Below are 19424 nucleotides of genomic sequence, written 5' to 3'. Positions count from 1 at the left end.
CAAAATTTGCCAAAACTACCAAAATGATGACTGGTCTAGGTCGATGAGATCGGTGTGACACATTCTTGTTGTTTAATTTTTCTCAAGCTCCACATCGCTGCAAGGAATAGTCCGCCCATGATCGCCACCACCACATGAAATGCCAATAGCTGTGCCTGTACCATCGGATAATGCAAGCTTGTCACCGCCCATTTGATCATAAACGCAGTCAGCGTGCCCAATACCGCGATGCCAAAAGTCAGCCCAAGCTGTCTCAGCATATTCAAGATTGCTGCGGCAAAACTGGCATCAGCCTGCGATACCGTATGTAAGCTCAAAGTACTGGAACTCGGTACAATCAATCCAATGCCTGCACCCATCATGCCGCTTAAGCCCATAAACAACAGATAGGAGGAGTTGCTCTGGAAACTAATCATTGCGATCAATGCAGTCCCCGAAATGAGCAAACCGATTCGAAGTAATGACAAAGCACCATAACTTTGCTGTAAGCGACCAAACCCGATGGAAACCAATGCCTGCATCAGGAATTGCGGGGCAATCAGCCAACCGGCTTGGGCCGCACTTAAATGAACCTGTTCTTGATAAAACAAGGCAAACACAAATAAGGAGCTATAGCCTGCAAATCCCAGTAGAAATGAAATCAGATTAAAGCGTAAAAAAATACGGTTATGGAATAAATGACGTGGGATCAATGGATGCAAAGCATGTTTTTGATGTCGAATAAAAATCAGAGCAAAAACTATTGAAATCAAGAAACTAAAAACAATCAAATAACCCAAATGCGCTTGCTGAACCATAATAATGCTATAGGTCAAGGTGGCAATCGCAATCACACTATAAATCAGCCCCAAATAATCGAAACTGATTTTTTGCTGATGCGCATCTTCAGCAATGCCTTTCCAGCCTAGAAACAATGCCAACAGACCAACCGGCAGATTCAGCCAGAAAATACTCTGCCAGCCCAAATAATGCACCATCAATCCCCCCATCAAGGGCCCAATAATTAAGGCAAAGGCACTGAATGAGCTCCAGTTACCAATTTCCCGTGCTTTGCGATTGGCTTGGGTAAAATGATGTACGATAATGGCCAAGGTCAGTGGAATCAGCATCGCTCCCGCAATGCCCTGAATCACCCGCCCAATAATCAATATGCCAAAATCAGGTGCAGCAGCACAAATCACTGAGCCAAGAATAAAGATGATGACACCGACTAACCACAAGCGTTTACGCCCCAACCATTGGCTTAAAGCACCCACTGCTAACATCAAACTCGACATACTCAACGCATAACTATCAATCACCCATTGTAAATCGGCAAGATGGCTATTGAATTGGGCTTGAATTGCCGTTAAAGCCAGATTAACACTGCTCAAATCCACCAAGCAGAGAAAGGTACTGGTATACAGTGCCGCAATTAACAGCCGATCATTGAGTTTTGATGTCATTATTTTATCCACTCAGCAAAAATTAAAATGAGAATTATTATCATTAATAGCATAACAAGTTATTGAACACTTGTTAAAGTTTTTATTTACTTTGGCCACAACAGATAGATCGCAGATCATCAACCCTATAAAAAAGCCCAAGCACGAGGCTTGGGCTTTTTAACAACTTAAATATGCAGAATAGGTTTATACGCCGAGATAATCCAAGATACCTTCAGCAGCTTGACGGCCTTCCCAGATCGCGGTGACCACCAAATCAGAACCACGAACCATATCTCCACCTGCGAAGATTTTTGGATTCGAAGTCTGGAATTTAAATTCTTGCTGTTCAGCCGCGACCACACGACCTGAACCATCTAAACTCACATTCGCACCACCGAACCAGTCTGCTGGACTTGGACGGAAACCAAAGGCCAATAATACGGCATCTGCGGGTAGAATTTCTTCAGAACCCGGAATTGGTTCAGGGCTGCGACGACCACGGCTGTCTGGCTCACCCATTTGTGTGGTTACAACCTTAACACCCGTTACTTTACCATTTTCACCGACAATCTCGATTGGCTGACGGTTGAACAGGAATTTCACACCTTCTTCATAGGCATTCTTCACTTCACGTGCAGAACCCGGCATGTTACTTTCATCACGGCGATAAGCACAAGTCACATCATGTGCACCTTGACGCAATGAGGTACGGTTACAGTCCATCGCCGTATCACCACCACCTAATACGATGACTTTTTTGCCATCAACACTGATGTATTCGCTTGGATCTTTTTCCCAGCCTTGGCAACGATTCACGTTGGCAATCAGGAAGTCCAAAGCATCGTAAACACCATTTAAGTCTTCACCTGGGAAACCACCTTTCATATAGGTATAAGTGCCCATGCCCATGAACACGGCATCGTACTCAGCAAGTAATTGCTCAATGGTGACATCAACACCAATTTCAGTGTTTAAACGGAATTCGATGCCCATCCCCGTGAAGATTTCACGGCGGCGTTTCATCACATCTTTTTCCATTTTAAATTCTGGAATACCGAAGGTTAATAGACCACCAATTTCAGGACGCTTATCAAATACAACAGGTTTAACCCCACCACGTGCCAAAATATCTGCACAACCTAGACCCGCAGGACCTGCACCAATGATGGCAACTTTTTTATTGGTCCATTTAACGCCAGACATATCTGGACGCCAGCCTAAAGCGAACGCAGTGTCATTGATGTATTTTTCTGCATTACCGATGGTGACAGCACCGAAACCATCATTCAGGGTACATGCCCCTTCGCACAGGCGGTCTTGTGGGCATACGCGACCACAAACTTCTGGCAAGGTATTGGTTTGGTGGCAAAGTTCAGCGGCTTGAAAAATTTGACCTTCCGCAATCAACTTTAACCAGTTTGGAATGTAATTATGTACTGGACATTTCCACTCACAATACGGGTTACCACAGCCTAAACAACGGTGGGTCTGATTCGCCGCCACTTCCGCAGTAAAAGGTTTATAAATTTCCACAAACTCTGCCTTGCGGACAGTAATATCTTTTTTCTCTGGATCTTGGCGTGCTACATCCAGAAATTGAAAGTCATTATTAAGGCGCTCTGCCATGTCTCTCTCCGTGGGTAGGCGCAGTGATGTCCTTCACCGCTGCACCTGCCTATGTCTTTGCAGTCGTGGAATTATTGTGGATCAGCTTGAGTCGTTTTCAAAAGCGATTGTAAATTAGCAGCTTTCGGTTTTACCAGCCAGAATTTACGACTATAGAAGTCGAACTCATTACGGATTTTGTAGGCCCAAGCACTACCTGTTTCCTTGATGTGCTCATCAAGAATACGTAGTAAGTTCTCTTTATGATCTTCCATCGCTTCTGTAGAAATACGATTCAAATCAATCAACTCATGGTTGTAGTAATCGACAAAGTCATTATCAAGGTCAAGCACATAGGCGAAACCACCGGTCATGCCTGCCCCAAAGTTATGACCCACTTTACCCAATACCGTCACGACACCACCTGTCATATATTCACAACAGTGGTCGCCCGCACCTTCAATCACCGCAAATGCACCTGAGTTACGAACTGCGAAACGCTCGCCCGCAGTCCCTGCTGCAAAGACTTTACCGCCTGTTGCACCATATAAACAGGTATTCCCAATGATCGCTGTGTTTTGTGTTTGGAATGGTGAACCTTTTGGTGGGAAGATCGATACACGACCACCCGCCATACCCTTACCGACATAGTCGTTGGCATCACCTTCCAGCTTGATATGCAAACCACCTGCATTCCAGACACCAAGTGACTGACCCGCAGTACCGACAAGGTTCATGACCACTGGGCTGCTTTCCATCCCCAAGTTGCCATAGCGACGCGCAATCTCACCAGAGATACGTGCACCAATCGAACGGTCACAGTTCCCCACGGTGAAGTTGAATGAGCCACCTGAACCCGCTTCAATTGCTGGTAACATCTCTGCCACCATTTTCTCTGCCAAGACACCTTTATCGAATGGTGCATTGCCTTGAACTTGGCAATATTGCGCCTTACCCTCAGCAGCAGGGTGTGAAGTCAGTAATGCACTAAGGTCAAGATGCGCGTGTTTGTCTGTTTCGCCCGGTAAAACTTCGAGTAAGTCAACACGGCCAATCAAATCTTTCAGTGATGCAACACCCAATGCAGCTAACCATTCACGGGTTTCTTCTGCAATAAACTTGAAGAAGTTGATCAGCATTTGTGGCTCACCAATATAATGTTCTTGGCGTAAGTGATCCTGTTGTGTTGCCACACCCGTTGCACAGTTATTTAAGTGGCAGATCCGTAGATATTTACAACCGAGCGCAATCATTGGTGTCGAACCAAAGCCAAAGCTTTCAGCACCTAAAATCGCGGCTTTGATGACATCTAGACCTGTTTTCAAACCACCATCGGTTTGTACACGTACCTTGCCACGCAAGTCATTCACACGTAGCGCTTGATGTGCCTCGCTTAAACCGAGTTCCCATGGCGAACCCGCATGGTGAATGGATGATAGTGGTGATGCAGCTGTACCACCGTCATAACCAGAAATGGTAATGAAATCGGCATAGGCTTTTGCCACACCTGCTGCAATCGTTCCAACACCCGGCTCAGATACGAGTTTTACTGAGACCATCGCTTGAGGGTTGACTTGTTTCAAGTCAAAGATCAATTGCGATAAATCTTCAATCGAGTAAATATCGTGGTGCGGTGGTGGGGAAATCAAAGTCACACCCGGCACTGAGTAACGTAAACGTGCAATTAAGCCATTCACTTTACCACCTGGTAACTGACCGCCCTCACCTGGTTTTGCACCTTGTGCCACTTTAATCTGCAACACTTCAGCAGAGGTTAAATACGCTGGAGTAACACCGAAACGACCCGATGCAATCTGTTTGATCTTCGAGTTACGGATGGTGCCATAACGCGCTGGGTCTTCACCGCCCTCACCTGAGTTTGAACGACCACCAATGGTGTTCATGGCAATGGCAATGGCTTCATGTGCTTCTGGTGACAATGCACCTAAAGACATGCCTGCAGAGTCAAAGCGTGGCAAAATATCTTCAATTGTTTCAACCTGATCTAAAGCAATCGAATCCGTGGTTTTTAACTTGAATAAGTCACGGATGGTTGCCACAGGACGGTTATTTACCAACTCTGCATATTCTTTAAAGTCTTGGTATTGACCTGAACGCACCGCTTTATGCAGTGAGTTAATCACGTCTGGGTTAAACGCGTGATACTCTTTACCAAATACGAATTTAAGCAAACCACCTTGATCAATCGGCTTACGATTCTGCCAAGCAGTGCTTGCTAATTTCTTCTGATCACTTTCCAGATCAGCAAAAGTCGCCCCTTGAATACGGCTAGGTACACCAAGGAAGCATTTATCCACTACTTCAGAAGATAAACCGACTGCTTCAAACAATTGACCACCGCGATAAGAAGCAACTGTCGAAATCCCCATCTTAGAAAGAACTTTGAGTAAGCCTTTCTCAATCCCTTTACGGAAGTTAGCCTGTGCATGGATTGGGTCACCCAAAAGTTCGCCTTTTGCAACCAAGTCATTGATTACGTCATAAGCCAAGTATGGATACACCGCAGTTGCACCAAAACCAAGTAACACAGCAAATTGATGTGGGTCACGTGCAAAACCTGTTTCAACTAAAATGTTTGCATCGGTACGCAAACCGGTTTTAATTAAATGATGGTGCACAGCGCCTGTTGCCAATGCCGAGTTCGCAGGTAAGAAACCTTCACGCAAGTTCTTATCAGTAAGCACAATCAACGTTTTACCGTCACGAACCGCTTGAGCTGATTCTTCACAAATCCGTGCAATTGCCGCTTGCAGACCTTCTGCTTCTGCATAGTTCAAATTGATATCAACAACGCCATAGCCTTCACGTTCTTTTTCAACATCACGAAGCTGCTGCATTTTCGAATTCGATAAGACAGGGCTTGAAATGATGATCCGATCCGCATGTTCCGGGCCTTGCTCAAACACGTTCTGTTCACGGCCTAAGCAAGTTTCCAATGACATCACGATTGATTCACGTAATGGATCGATCGGAGGATTGGTCACTTGCGCAAACTGTTGACGGAAATAATCAGACACATGGCGAACTTGGCGAGACAATACTGCCATTGGCGTATCATCGCCCATTGAACCCACTGCTTCCTGACCGCTTTCTGCAATTGGACGCAATAATTGATCACGCTCTTCAAATGTCACCATAAACATTTTTTGCGCTGCTTTTAAGGCATCACCTGTTAAGCCTTGATCAAGTAACTGCTCTTCAAGCTGTGGATTAGCTTGTAAACGGATCGCATGGTCACGCAACCATTCACGGTATGGACGCATATTTTTAAGATGGTTACTGACATCTTTGGTATCCAGCACCTTACCAGTCAAAGTATCAATGACTAAGATTTGACCTGGCCCCACACGACCTTTAGACACCACATCTTCAGGTTCATAGCCCCATACACCAATTTCTGATGCAAGCGTGATGTAATCATTCTTGGTGATCACCCAACGCGCTGGACGCAAGCCATTACGGTCAAGCATACAGATGGCATGACGACCATCTTGAATCACCAGACCCGCAGGGCCGTCCCACGCTTCCATATGCTTCGAGTTGAACTCATAGAAAGCACGTAAGTCAGCATCTAGAGTTTCCACGTTTTGCCATGCAGGTGGAACCAGCATACGTAGTGCACGGAACAGATCCATACCGCCACCCACCAAGATTTCAAGCATGTTATCCAAGCTTGATGAGTCCGAGCCAGTACGGTTCACAATTGGATTTAACTCAGTTAAACCTGGAAGTAATGGATTTTCAAATTTTGGCGTACGTGCCAATGCCCAGTTACGGTTTGCAGTAATGGTGTTGATTTCACCATTATGTGCTAAATAACGGAACGGCTGTGCCAACGGCCAACGTGGTAGCGTGTTGGTTGAGAAACGTTGGTGGAATACTACAATGTGTGAAGTTAACCGTGCATCGGCCAAGTCGGTATAGAAGTCAGCAATCGCAGCTGGCATCATCAAACCTTTATAGCTGATAACTGTAGTCGCCAACGTGGTCACATAGAAAAGTGGGTCATTTTGTAATTGTTGTTCTGCACGACGACGCGCCAAGAAGAGCTTACGGTTAAACTCAACTTCAGTTAAGCCCATTGGGCAGTTCACTAAAATTTGTTCAAATGCCGGTAAGGATTGCAGTGCAATTTCCCCTAGAGCATCATTATTTGTAGGTACAACACGCCATGCTGCAACAGTTAAGCCTTCGGCAGCAATTTCTTTATTCAAAATGTTTTTGGCATTTTGTGCTAAAGCAGGATCGATGTTTAGGAATACAGTTCCTGCAGCAAAAATCTCTGTCAGGTTACTCCCGAGTTTCTGTGCTTCTTCACGGAAAAACTGTTTCGGCATCGCCAATAACAATCCGCAACCATCTCCTGTCTTACCATCCGCGGCAATACCTCCACGGTGCGTCATGCAACTTAAACTGTGAATCGCAGTTTCGACCAGATGATGGCTTGATTCACCCTTCATATGGGCAATCAGACCAAAACCACAGTTATCCTTAAACTCGTCAGGCTGATATAAACCTTGAGCGGGAGCTACAGTATTAGGCGATGGCATGTGCATAGCGTACCCTTCTTTAACATGGCTCTTTCGAGCAACAAACAATCAATTCATTTTCTGCGATATTGCCGAGCAACTCATATAAAGTTCAATGCTTCGCGAAAACATTTTTCATGGCGGATTTGCAATATACGCCTTTCTTATCCCAGACGCAGCGCAATTCGCCATATAAAGTGTTTTCAGTTATTACACCCTCACAAATGTTTGTAAAGCACAAAAACTTTCCATTTCACTAAACTAATGAATCATTTAGTATCAAAAGGAGCAATGAGCAGACAAATTAGCACCACAAAAAAGCAAAAAACATGCCATGTAGGCATGTTTTTACTAAATCATTAAAAAAGTTAAAATAACATCAGAACATGTATGAGGAAGGGCTCATTTTTGCGCACAAAAATGCACCAAAAAATATCATGCTGCTATAAAAGGAAACACATTTGCACAATTATGGTGCAATATTAGTTAAATGGGTCACTCACTTCTCGTTTTGGAACATCTGAATTTTCTTTTATTTTTTCAGTAGTTGTAGTCGGTTTAGGTGCCGATTGGCTTTGCTTGACATTGACCACATTGCCCTGTGCATCGCGCTGAGTCACTGTCGTTTTTACTGTAGTGGATGTCTCTGTTGTCCGCGGCGTGCTGGTATTTTGTGAACCACTTCCGATCAGCAAGCTTTCATCTACACGAGGCAATGCTGCTGGTCTTAACTGTACCGCATATAGCTGATTGGTCGCCGACTTCATTTCATCAGAACCCAAGTCATTTACCAAAGCTGCATAGCTTGATAATTGATGTGCTGTAGGGTGAATTGATTCAGGTAGTGCTAAATTCAACTGCGACAATTGACGGTTAGCGTCTTCCGCACTCGCAAATACTCCATAAGCTAAAACGTATTGTTCAGCCTGATCTTCGCCACTTAAACGGAAATATACAAATTTTCTGCGGTCTTCACGATTGAGCAAAAAGTTTTTCACAATCGCCTCATCCGAACTACGGAAAATTTCCATCGTCCATTGGCGTTGATTTTCTTTGATAAACTTAGTTCCACGAAATTCAGGTGCATGCTCACTAGAGACGACAACACGCGTGGTTAAGTCCAATGGTTTTACTTCATCGGAAAGTGCACCAAGATGCGTGGTTGCCGCTACTTTTTCTGGCTGAATTTGAACCTGTGCATCCGTTTCAACGGGCTGCGCCTCTTTGACCAGTGCATTGCTATCTGTAACACCCCAGAATACCAATGCAGCAATTAAACAAGCTAGCGCAAAAACGAGCCAGCTATACTGTTGAATATTTTGCCAAATTGATCGTGATACAGCCATGCTTTTCCCAAATGATTAATTATGCAGTTTGATTTGCAAGAATAGATTGTTTCATCAGCTCAACATCAAAGTCTTTGGTAATCGTCGCTTGTCCTAATTTCTTCAACAGAACCAAGCGCAATTGACCATTTAAAACTTTTTTATCGTGCGACATATAAGCCAAGAATTCATCTAATGGAATTTGCGGACATGATATCGGTAAATTAGCGCGTTGAATGATATTTTTTGTACGTTGCAGATCTTCAGGAGAGATCCAGCCCAAACGCTGTGACAAATCTGCCGCCATCACCATTCCTGTGGCAACAGCCTCTCCATGTAACCATGTCCCATAACCGAGATAAGATTCAATCGCATGTCCAAAAGTATGTCCAAGATTGAGCAACGCGCGCTCACCTTGTTCTTTCTCGTCATTCGCAACAATACGTGCTTTGTGCACACATGAACGATAAACCGCTTCCGCCAACAAATCTGGATTACGAGCAATTAAAGCATCTATGTTTTGCTCTAACCATTCGAGAAAATCAATATCTCCAAGCAAGGCATATTTAATCACTTCAGCCAAACCTGCGGAAAGCTCACGATCTGGCAAAGTATCCAATTGAGCCATATCCGCAAGCACCACTTGCGGTTGCTGAAAAGCACCCAGCATATTTTTACCTAAGGGGTGATTAATGCCTGTCTTACCACCGACACTCGAATCTACTTGTGATAATAACGTTGTTGGCACTTGTACAAAATATACGCCTCGCTGGAAACAGGCAGATGCAAAGCCCGCCATATCTCCAATGACACCGCCCCCCAATGCGAGCACGGTACAATCACGGTTAAAACCAGCTTCCAGTAAAGCATCAAAAATGAGGTTCAGATGCTGAATGTCTTTATATTTTTCACCATCTGGCAAAATGCACTGTGCAACTTGTTTATCCAGCTGAGCCAAAGCATCGGCATAATGCTGTAGGTATAAAGGTGCAACCGTTGTATTCGAGACCAACATCACCTGACGCCCATGCAGATAGGGCTCAAGTAATGTTTTTGGATCTAAATGACTGCCAATAAAAATCGGATAACGACGATCACCTAACTCAACATGTAACGTTTGCATAAACTTAGACCAACCAAAGACTATTTAACTTGTTTCGATAAAATAACGTGCAAAATACGTTGCGCCAGATCTCGCGCTGCACCTTGATTTGTTTCAATAACATGATGCGCAACTTCACGATATAAAGGATCGCGTATTGCCAGTAAATCACGTAATTTTTGCTCTGGATTTTCGACTTGTAATAAAGGGCGATTTTTATCGCGATAGGTTCGCTGTAATTGCAGTTCTACAGGTGTGTAAAGATAAACAACAATGCCGCGCTGTTTTAAGAATTCACGATTTTTAGATTGTGTAATCGCACCACCACCCGTCGCCAATACCAATAAAGAGCGAGAGGTGAGATCATTTAAAACATTGGTTTCACGTAACCGAAACCCAACTTCCCCTTCTTTTTCAAAAATCCATGGAATGGTCGCACCGGTTTTACGTTCAATTTCGTGATCACTATCAATAAAATCACGACCTAACAATTCTGCTAAATGTCGACCAACTGTTGTTTTTCCTGCCCCCATTGGCCCTACCAAATAGATATTTGGCAGGGTTTCAAACGCTTTGCTTGGCAACGCGCCACCTATATTCATTGCAATTATTGAAAATATATTAATGATTTCTGGTCAAAGTGTCATTAACAATTCTCGGTGTCACAAAAATAAGCAGCTCTCGTTTATTATCCGTTTTAAGGTCACGACGGAATAAGCGCCCCACATATGGCAGATCCCCCAAGAAAGGCACTTTCACCTGAGAACTAATATTTTCCTGTTCAAAAATACCACCCAAAACAACGGTTTCACCATTATCAACCAGAACATTGGTATCAATCTGGTTCTTATTAATCGTCAACTGGCCCGTTGGCGTTGGTGTACTTTGTGAATCTTTGGTAATGTTCAGCTTCATCATCACCTTACCGTCTGGGGTAATGCTTGGGGTGACATCAAGACTGAGTGTGGCATCAATAAATTCGGTCTTAGGTACAGCATTGGCACCGCCACCGGTAGAAGAGGTATAAGGAATTTTCTTACCCGATTCAATTTTTGCTGGCTGCTTATCCGCAGTCATCACTTTTGGCGTCGAAATCACTTCACCATAACCATCTGCTTGTACAGCTGATAGCTCCAGATCCAACATAAAGTCAGACAAACTAATTAAACCAAAAGCAATACGGCTTGCGCCTGGTGTGACCGCACCTAAATCGACATTCAGATTATCTGGACGTTCAATTTCGTACTTCCAACCACCCGTATCACTGTTTTTTTGCGGATCTCTTAGATTCCATAATGTCGTATTACTACCACCAACCAAAAGATCATTATTCTTGGTAATTCCTTGCGACAAAATCCCCCACTTCACGCCCATTTCTTTGGTGAAATCTGTACTCGCACTGACAATACGTGCTTCAATCATCACCTGTTTAACCGACACATCAAGCAAATCAACCATCTTGCGAATTTGATCAATCTTCTGAGAGGTATCATTTACAATGAGCGTATTGGTTCGGGGGTCAACAGAAATGGTTCCTCTAGGACTTAGTAATCCGCCTGCCAAAGTATCATTGCTGATAGAGCCAGAAGAGCCGTTATTGTTATTACTTACATTTTTACCCTGTGTAATGAGCTTCTCAAGATCCGTCGCTTTGGCATAATTTAATTTAATATATTCGGTTTGCAACGGTGCCAATTTTACACTCTGTGCAAGGGCTTTGGCTTCTTCTTCCTCAGCTTTAATCAGCTCAGAAACAGGCGCAATCCAGATCACATTACCATTACGGCGTTTATCCAGATTTTTAGTTTTTAATACAATATCAAGGGCCTGATCCCAAGGTACATCTTTGAGACGCAAGGTAATATTACCCTGTACCGTATCTGCTGCCACCATATTGATGCCGGTAAAGTCGGCCAATAACTGTAACACTCGACGCACTTCAATATCCTGGAAGTCCAGAGAGATTTTATTGCCCGTATAGGTTTGTGCCTTGGCTTTGGTTGGAGAGTTATCGACAGGACGTTTCAAGCTAATGGTCAGCTTATTCTCTGCCTGATAAGCCATATATTCATAGCTCCCTGCAGATTGAATGGTAATCACACCATTGCCCTTATCGTTATAAGCATCCACACTCGCGACAGGCGTGGCAAAATCATTGGTATTTAAGCGACGTGCCAAATGGGTTGGAATCTTATTCCCCATAGTCCGGACGACAATTTTACTGCCTTGTTGCTGTACATCGACAGGCGTATTATTTCCTAATAAATCAATAACAACCAGCCCTTCGCCTTGGCTTCCTCTCTGGAAACCAATATTTGAAACGCCCTGCTGTAGTTGACGCGTAACAGCTGATGGTACATTTACGGCAGTAGGCTTAGCAGAATTAATTTTGAGAACGAAGGTGTTTCCCTCAACACGCGTGGTAAATGCGCCCGCATCTTTTAAATTCACAATCACACGAGAACGTTGATCATCTGATGCGACTTCGACAGAACTCGCCTCAGCTGTTGATACGGGAATTGAATTTTGCTTTAAGCTCTGTTGCGCTTTATCAAAATCCAGAATCAAACGAGCAGGCTGCTCGAGTTGATAAGCTTGTGGCTGTGGAGGGAGACCATTAAACATCACACGAATTTCTGTGCCTTGATCGGCCAAGCTCATTGGTACGATATTGGTCATGCTGACTTGTGCTGATGCCACTTGCATCACCGCAATCGCAACAGCACCCATAGAAAATTGACGGAATGCATGATTCATGGTCTTCGCTTCCCCAAATAAAGAATCTTTAAACTGTTTTTTCATTGTTATTCCCTTAATCTTACGGCGCTGGCCCAATTAAAACGAGTGTACGAGGTCTTTCGACATAACCTTCTCGTCCATCGGGCACAATCTCCACCAAATCAATTTGGGTTGGACTAATTTTAATAATACGCCCTTGATTCATCCCCAAATAACTGCCGACTTGTACACGCTCAATCTGACCGTCAGGTGTTTGGATCAGCGCAATGGTGTCACTGCTTTTACCACGCATACTGCCTTTCATATTCAGCGACTCTAATGCATAAGCTTCGAGTGGCTGTGGCTGACGGTTAAAGTTCGGATAAACACGCTTACCGGCCATAATCTTTAATTCAGCAGCCAGCGAGCTTGGCATAAATGGGCTTTTCAACTGATGGGCTGAATAATTAAATAAAGGCACAGGAGTAAACACCGGTGCAGGCTCAATCGGCAGCGGCGGCTGATTACGAATTTCTGCAATCTTCTGATTGACGGCATCAATGCGAGAATCACAACCGACAAGGCTTACCCCAATCAAGAAACCAAGTAATAATTTATAGTTATTCACTACTATTTTCCTCCTTGTGCAGGTGGAGTAGTTGCTGTTTGAGTTGCTGGTGCCCCCGCAGCATTATTGGCTTGATCATCCGTTCCAACATAACGATAGGTTTTTGCTTTAACCGTATAGTTCACTACAGGAATATCAGATTTTTTCTGTGTATCTTCTTTTGCTTCAACCGTAAAGTCATGCAAAGTCACAATTCGGGGTAAAGCGGCAATACCTGTTACAAATGAGCCAAAAGCATGATAATCCCCTGTCGCATCGATACTGATTGGCTGTTCAATAAAGAACTCTTGCTTAACCTCATTCTCTAAACGGATATTTTTAAATTTCAGTCCAGAGTTCACCCCTGTTAAGTTAATATCTTCAACTAGACTTGGAATTTCAGTTTCTTTTGGCAACTGTTCTAGCTGTTGATTAAAATTGGCTTCCATTTCCTGAAGCTGTACTTGATATTGCTGCAAGTTACGTAATTTTGAGTCTTTTTCTTTAAACTCATTGAGTAAACTTTGCTCTTTGGCTTGTTCATTGGCAATCGACTCTAGTTGAGACTTAATCACCAAAAAATAGCCCAACGCAGCAACAGCCAAGAAAATAAAAATCCAGCAAGTAATTTTGACAGATAGCGGCCAACTACCATAATTATTCATATCCAGCGTATTGAACTGCTGGAAAAATTGATCTACCGTCATTTTCTTTTTCTTTGTAACAACGGTGTCTTGATTCAGATCATCTGATTTATCTAGGCTCATTTTGCCACCCCGACTGCCCCTGATGCCGCTGGTTCTGAGGTTGGTGCAGCCTCAGCCGTTGTACCAAGCTCACCCAAATCTACAGTGACCACAAAACTTCCATAATTCTCCTCAACCCGAGGCACCAAAGAACTGGCTGTTTTATCTTTATTCTTGTTCTCATCCACAGCAAGGAATGAGTTCATAAAGGCATTTCGATACCACGGAGAAGCTTCCAGATTACGCAACAGTTCCGCCACAGTATTGGGGCTTTCCGCCTTCCCTTCAATGCTAAACTTATCACCGGTACGGCTAAACTTGGTTAAATACATCGTAGGTGGCGTGACACGTACCAACTCATCCACCAAACGTACCGTAACTGGACGCTGACCTTGCAAGCCTTGAATCAACTTCATCCGTTCGATAATGGCATTACGGCGTTCCTGCAAGCCATCCAATGCTTTTAATTGCGTATCCAAATTCTGGTTGGTGCTCACAATCAACTGATTGGCTTGTTCTTGGTCACTCAACTTGTGATCAAAATACATCCATCCAGAAAAAACCGATGTGATCCCCAATGCAGCAACCCCAACACAAAAGACAATAAACTGTTTCTTTTTTTGTTCTCTTAGCTCGTCACGCCAAGGGAGTAAGTTAATCTTTGCCATTAATCAAAACTCCTCAATGCCAAACCACATGCGACCATCAAAGAAGACGCATCATTTTCAATTTTTTTAATATCAATTTGGGAAGAGAAACCCATTTGTAGGAATGGATTGGCAATCGTGACGCGGTAACCGAGTTTTTGCTGTAATAGCTTGGCTAGACCTGGGATATTGGCATTTCCACCCGCCAACAGGATATGATCAATTTCATTAAATTGAGACGATGAAAAGAAGAATTGAAGTGAGCGTGCCGCTTGTTGAACCACAGCATCCAAGAACGGTTCAAGCACTTCGGTATCATAGTCATCAGGCAAACTTCGTTCTTTTTTGGCACGACCTGCCTCTTCAAAAGAAAGGCCATAACGGGTCTGAACATCTTGTGTCAGCTGACGGCCGCCAAAGACCTGCTCACGGGTATAGATAATCTTGCCTTTTTGCATCACTGATAATGTGGTCATGGTATGACCAATATCTAAAATACCGACAGTATTCGCACCCATTGGCAATGTATCTGCAAATACACTAAACGCCCGCTCCATCGCGTAGCTTTCAACTTCAGCAATTTTGGCAGTCAAACCAGCAAGTTCAAGCACTTCTACACGTGTGTCGACATTCTCGGTACGAGTCGCGACCAAGAGCACATTGACCCGATTCTGATTCGCCAAGCGATCAGATAAAACCTCAAAATCAAGACTGACTTCATCTAATGGGAACGGGATATATTGCTCAGCATCCATCCGAATTTGAACTTCACGTTCTTCATCAGACATGTCCGCATCCATTTCAATGATCTTGTTGATCACCATAGATGTCGGCACTGCAATAGCGACATTGGTGGTATGAGGATTTGCAAGGTTGACCACTCTCTCAAGTGCATCGCCTACCGCCTCCGGATTCAATATGCTTTTTTCCACGACACTGCTTTCAGGCAATGGCATCACCGCATAGCTTTCAACCCAATATCTACCGTTCTTTACAGAGAGCTCCAATAACTTAACAGTTGTCGAACTAATATCGACACCCACTAACCCCTTATTTGGTTTACGATATAACCTGAGCACAGTACTTTCCTATTATTTTTTTATCCCCAAAAAATACAACATACTAATTCGTTTTGGTCTTTAATTGATACGGATACAATAACTCATCTAACAATCCGCATGTCTAAAGGATATACTGACCACAATTAGTTTGCCATTCGCTCTTATTAAAACTTACTTATTATGAAAAAGCTATCCAGTTCTGGTATTGTTCGCCCATTTTTTTTGATCGTTATTATTATCTTAGTCTCACTTCCAATGGGATTTTATGGCATGTATCTCTATCTTGCACCTTCGCTGCCAGATATGAGTTCACTCAAAAAAGCGCCGTTACTAAAACCATTGCAAGTCTATACGACGGATGACCAACTGATTGCAGAATATGGTGGGAAATTATCCATTCCGGTTAAGTATGAACAGATCCCTCCGACCTTTATTCATGGTTTCCTCGCAGCAGAGGATTCCTCTTTTTTTGAACATAATGGGATTAGTTTTAAAGGGCTTGGGCGAGCACTCACTGAATCTGTTACTGGGTCTGATGTCCAAACTGGGGGCTCGACCATTACCATGCAGGTGGCAAAAAACTATTATTTAAGTCCAGACCGAACTCTTCGACGCAAACTAACCGAAGTATTTCTAGCACGTAAAATCGAGCAAAACTTAACAAAACAGGAAATTCTGACCGCTTACGTCAATAAAATTTTCTTAGGTAAAAATGCCTACGGGATTGCGGCAGCTGCACGGGTCTATTACAACAAAAACCTGAATGAACTGACCACCGCACAAATGGCCATGATCGCAGGCCTTCCTAAAGCACCTTCAAAATATAATCCTGTGGTGAATCCAGAGCGAGCGCTAGAACGCCGCAACTGGATTTTAGGTCGCATGTTACAACTCGGCTATATCAACCAAAATCAATACCAGCAAGCAGTCGCAGAACCAATCAATTTGAATATGGTTGATCGTTCCGTCAGCAATGTCTTCCCCTATGTCGGTGAAATGGTCCGCTCAGAACTGGTCGAACATTTTGGCGAACAAGCCGTTGATTCAGGCTACAAGGTTTACACCACCATTGATAGCAAACGCCAGCGTTATGCTGAACAATCGATTCAAGATGGTTTAGAAGCCTATGATCGTCGCCATGGCTGGCGTGGGCCTGAAGCCCATGATAAACCGTTGAAGCAATTCATTGCTTATGCCAACACCTATCCCGCACAAGTGATCAAGGTCAATAACAATTCTTTTGATGCCTTAATGCAAGATGGCTCAACTGTGACGGTGAACTGGTCAGGGATGTCATGGGTACGCCCTTACCGCAATGCCAATAGTGTCGGCGGTGCACCTTCGAATGCCTCTCAAATTGTTAAAGTCAAAGATATCATTCGCCTACGTCCAAATGAAGGCAAAACTGTTTGGTCACTGGTTCAGGTTCCTAAAGTCCAGGGACAGCTCATTGCCATCAACCCAAATGATGGTGCGATTGAAGCAGTAGTAGGTGGATATAATTTTTATCAATCTAAATTCAACCGTGCAATACAGGGCTGGAGACAGCCTGGTTCGACCATTAAACCCTTTGTTTATGCATTGGCGCTAGAACGTGGCATGACCCCGTATAGCATGGTCAATGACAGCCCGATTACCATTGGTAAGTGGTCTCCAAGAAACTCAGATGGCCGCTACCTTGGCATGATTCCTCTACGTCGTGCACTTTATTTATCTCGAAATACGGTGTCTGTGCGTTTATTACAAAATGTCGGCATTGAACGTACGCGTCAATTGTTTATGGATTTTGGTTTACAAGAAGACCAAATCCCGCGTAACTATACCATTGCTTTAGGGACACCTCAGGTACTCCCTGTGCAAATGGCAACAGGCTATGCCACTTTTGCCAATGGCGGTTATCGTATTCAGCCACACTTTATTAAACGTATTGAAGATGCTTCAGGCAAAGTGATTTATGAAGCGAAGCCTGAATATGCGTGTATTCCATGTATTAGCAATCCAAATACCAATACAGCACAGCAAGCTGCTGACACAGACAAAGATGAAAATAAATCCAAAGATCAAGTCACAGACATCACCAATCAAAGCCTGGATCAAGATGGTGCTGCTTCTGAGGCACAACTGGTGGCAGCGGATACAACACCGGCAACCAAAACCAATAGCGATTACCGTCAAGCACAACGCATTTTAAAATCAAGCTCAGCCTATGACATGGCCAATATCTTACGTGATGTAATCCAGCATGGTACAGGTCGGGCAGCACTGAAAATTGGCCGTGATGACTTAGGCGGTAAGACAGGAACCACCAATGATGCCAAAGATGCATGGTTCGCAGGCTTTAATGGCAACTTAGTTGCAATTGCTTGGGTCGGTTTTGATCAGCCACGCACCCTCGGCCGTCGCGAATATGGTGGCGTTGCTGCACTTCCAATCTGGACCAACTTTATGGGTCAGTCTTTAAAAGACACGCCATCCGCATGGGTTCGTCTAGATAAAGATGCCAAAGATCCAATCTCTCGTGATAAGTTGCAAATCCAGCAAAGCGAAGATAAAAAGGAATATCGCGCCTCTCCGCCATTGGCTCGTCCACTATATCGCCCTGCACCACCTACGCCAACGCGTTCAGTACAAAATGATTTTTCTGATTTACCGGGAACATCATCAGCACCTGACGAACAGCCGATTGTGCCTGCTAAAAAGCAACCGCCAGCGATGGGATCAAACTCACAAACTCAGACACCTCCTCCACCAAAAGAAAAGGATGGTATTGAGCATTTGATTAATCAAATTCAGTAAATAAAAAAAACAAGCCATCAATTTGATGGCTTGTTTTTTTTCTGGAACAGATAAATTTGAAAAGCGGCTGTCACCTCAAAGGTCTGTGCTTGCTCCAGTGCTTTACGTCGCTCAGGATTGGCTTTATACGCATAAGGGGTCATCGCGATTAAGTTCTTTAAGGCCTGTTGTTCCAACTGCATCGGCGCTTCAACGATTTGAGCCTGTTTTAATTCAAACTGAGCCTCCAACTGCTGCACAAACTTCTGTGGCTCATGTAAATTGACTTGTTCAAATAGGGCTTCACGTAAATCGAAGAGATGTCTTGGCGCAGGGGTAACCACGATTAGATAACCATCATTAGCTAAGACTCTGACGATTTCATCTTGTGGAATGGGGCTAAATAAACTGGTGCAGAGATCCAGCGAATGATCCTGAACGGGCAATGTTGCCCCTGTTCCCACAACCCAAGTCACTTTTGTATTTAATTTCGCAGCGCGTTGTACCGCAGTTTTAGCAATATCCACACCAATACACTGCTGAGTATGCGCTTGCATGGCGCTGGTATAATAACCTTCACCACAACCAATATCCAAAACAGCTCGTGGTTGGAGCTGCTGTAATAATGCAACAACGGCTTGTTGTAGCGGCTGATAAAATCCAGCTTGCAAGAACTCACGGCGTGCCAATACCGACTCAGCTGTATCTCCTGGGTTCTTGCTATGCTTGTGTTGTACCACATGCAAATTGACATAGCCTTGTTTGGCAACATCATAATGATGCCCTTTTTCACATTGCCAAGAATTCGCGACCAAATTCAAGGCTTGGCGACAAACAGGACACATCAACAAACTCATCTAT

Annotated in this window: 13 protein-coding genes; 1 reads left to right on the top strand and 12 read right to left on the bottom strand. The window is 43.9% G+C overall.

Going from position 1 to position 19424, the window contains the following annotated elements:
- Positions 1-35 precede the first annotated feature (35 nt).
- From F907_RS14385 to F907_RS14435, 11 genes are all read right to left on the bottom strand, one after another.
- Positions 36-1445, bottom strand: coding sequence for an MFS transporter (locus F907_RS14385; protein WP_016651434.1), 1410 nt, complete (start codon positions 1443-1445; stop codon positions 36-38).
- A 186-nt stretch (positions 1446-1631) separates the two neighbouring features.
- Positions 1632-3053, bottom strand: a complete 1422-nt coding sequence (locus tag F907_RS14390) for an FAD-dependent oxidoreductase (protein ID WP_005275842.1) — start codon at positions 3051-3053, stop codon at positions 1632-1634.
- A 71-nt stretch (positions 3054-3124) separates the two neighbouring features.
- The gene (gltB, locus tag F907_RS14395) at positions 3125-7603 is read right to left on the bottom strand and encodes a glutamate synthase large subunit (RefSeq protein ID WP_171068365.1); all 4479 of its coding nucleotides are present in this window, start codon (positions 7601-7603) and stop codon (positions 3125-3127) included.
- Positions 7604-8064: 461 nt separating this feature from the next.
- Complete coding sequence (locus F907_RS14400) at positions 8065-8928, bottom strand: hypothetical protein (RefSeq protein ID WP_016651432.1); 864 nt, start codon at positions 8926-8928, stop codon at positions 8065-8067.
- Positions 8929-8947: 19 nt separating this feature from the next.
- Positions 8948-10030: a 3-dehydroquinate synthase gene (gene aroB, locus F907_RS14405; protein WP_016651431.1), complete on the bottom strand. Its 1083-nt coding sequence runs from the start codon at positions 10028-10030 to the stop codon at positions 8948-8950.
- Positions 10031-10050: 20 nt separating this feature from the next.
- Positions 10051-10611 (bottom strand): shikimate kinase AroK, encoded by a 561-nt coding sequence (aroK, locus tag F907_RS14410; RefSeq protein WP_005238370.1) that lies wholly within the window; start codon positions 10609-10611, stop codon positions 10051-10053.
- 19 nt (positions 10612-10630) lie between these two features.
- A complete protein-coding gene (gene pilQ, locus F907_RS14415; protein ID WP_162616960.1) occupies positions 10631-12766 on the bottom strand; it encodes a type IV pilus secretin PilQ in 2136 nt (711 codons plus the stop codon).
- A 61-nt stretch (positions 12767-12827) separates the two neighbouring features.
- Positions 12828-13355 carry a pilus assembly protein PilP gene (locus F907_RS14420; protein ID WP_016651429.1) on the bottom strand — a complete coding sequence of 176 codons (528 nt, stop codon included), beginning with the start codon at positions 13353-13355 and terminating at the stop codon, positions 12828-12830.
- Positions 13356-13357: 2 nt separating this feature from the next.
- Complete coding sequence (locus F907_RS14425; protein WP_016651428.1) at positions 13358-14101, bottom strand: type IV pilus inner membrane component PilO; 744 nt, start codon at positions 14099-14101, stop codon at positions 13358-13360.
- Positions 14098-14748 carry a PilN domain-containing protein gene (locus tag F907_RS14430; protein WP_016651427.1) on the bottom strand — a complete coding sequence of 217 codons (651 nt, stop codon included), beginning with the start codon at positions 14746-14748 and terminating at the stop codon, positions 14098-14100. Before F907_RS14430 ends, F907_RS14425 begins: the two co-directional genes overlap by 4 nt.
- Positions 14748-15806, bottom strand: a complete 1059-nt coding sequence (locus F907_RS14435; protein ID WP_016651426.1) for a pilus assembly protein PilM — start codon at positions 15804-15806, stop codon at positions 14748-14750. Before F907_RS14435 ends, F907_RS14430 begins: the two co-directional genes overlap by 1 nt.
- 162 nt (positions 15807-15968) lie before the next feature.
- Here F907_RS14435 and ponA point away from each other — a divergent pair, with 162 nt between their 5' ends.
- Positions 15969-18584, top strand: a complete 2616-nt coding sequence (gene ponA, locus F907_RS14440; RefSeq protein WP_016651425.1) for a penicillin-binding protein PBP1a — start codon at positions 15969-15971, stop codon at positions 18582-18584.
- Between the two features lie 17 nt (positions 18585-18601).
- Here the strand turns inward: ponA and F907_RS14445 are convergent, their stop codons facing one another.
- On the bottom strand, positions 18602-19420 hold the full coding sequence (locus F907_RS14445; protein ID WP_016651424.1) for a putative RNA methyltransferase: 819 nt from the start codon (positions 19418-19420) through the stop codon (positions 18602-18604).
- Between the last annotated feature and the right edge of the window lie 4 nt (positions 19421-19424).

It is taken from the genome of Acinetobacter colistiniresistens (assembly GCF_000413935.1).
Classification (GTDB): domain Bacteria; phylum Pseudomonadota; class Gammaproteobacteria; order Pseudomonadales; family Moraxellaceae; genus Acinetobacter; species Acinetobacter colistiniresistens.
This window is presented reverse-complemented; position numbering and strand designations above follow the sequence as displayed.

Excerpts from the sequence above, each read along its gene's own strand:
- F907_RS14445 (WP_016651424.1), bottom strand. The coding sequence starts at position 19,420 with ATGAGTTTGTTGATGTGTCCTGTTTGTCGCCAAGCCTTGAATTTGGTC.
- F907_RS14425 (WP_016651428.1), bottom strand. The coding sequence starts at position 14,101 with ATGAGCCTAGATAAATCAGATGATCTGAATCAAGACACCGTTGTTACA.
- pilQ (WP_162616960.1), bottom strand. The coding sequence starts at position 12,766 with ATGAATCATGCATTCCGTCAATTTTCTATGGGTGCTGTTGCGATTGCG.
- F907_RS14385 (WP_016651434.1), bottom strand. The coding sequence starts at position 1,445 with ATGACATCAAAACTCAATGATCGGCTGTTAATTGCGGCACTGTATACC.
- aroB (WP_016651431.1), bottom strand. The coding sequence starts at position 10,030 with ATGCAAACGTTACATGTTGAGTTAGGTGATCGTCGTTATCCGATTTTT.
- ponA (WP_016651425.1), top strand. The coding sequence starts at position 15,969 with ATGAAAAAGCTATCCAGTTCTGGTATTGTTCGCCCATTTTTTTTGATC.
- F907_RS14390 (WP_005275842.1), bottom strand. The coding sequence starts at position 3,053 with ATGGCAGAGCGCCTTAATAATGACTTTCAATTTCTGGATGTAGCACGC.
- F907_RS14430 (WP_016651427.1), bottom strand. The coding sequence starts at position 14,748 with ATGGCAAAGATTAACTTACTCCCTTGGCGTGACGAGCTAAGAGAACAA.
- gltB (WP_171068365.1), bottom strand. The coding sequence starts at position 7,603 with ATGCCATCGCCTAATACTGTAGCTCCCGCTCAAGGTTTATATCAGCCT.
- aroK (WP_005238370.1), bottom strand. The coding sequence starts at position 10,611 with ATGAATATAGGTGGCGCGTTGCCAAGCAAAGCGTTTGAAACCCTGCCA.
- F907_RS14400 (WP_016651432.1), bottom strand. The coding sequence starts at position 8,928 with ATGGCTGTATCACGATCAATTTGGCAAAATATTCAACAGTATAGCTGG.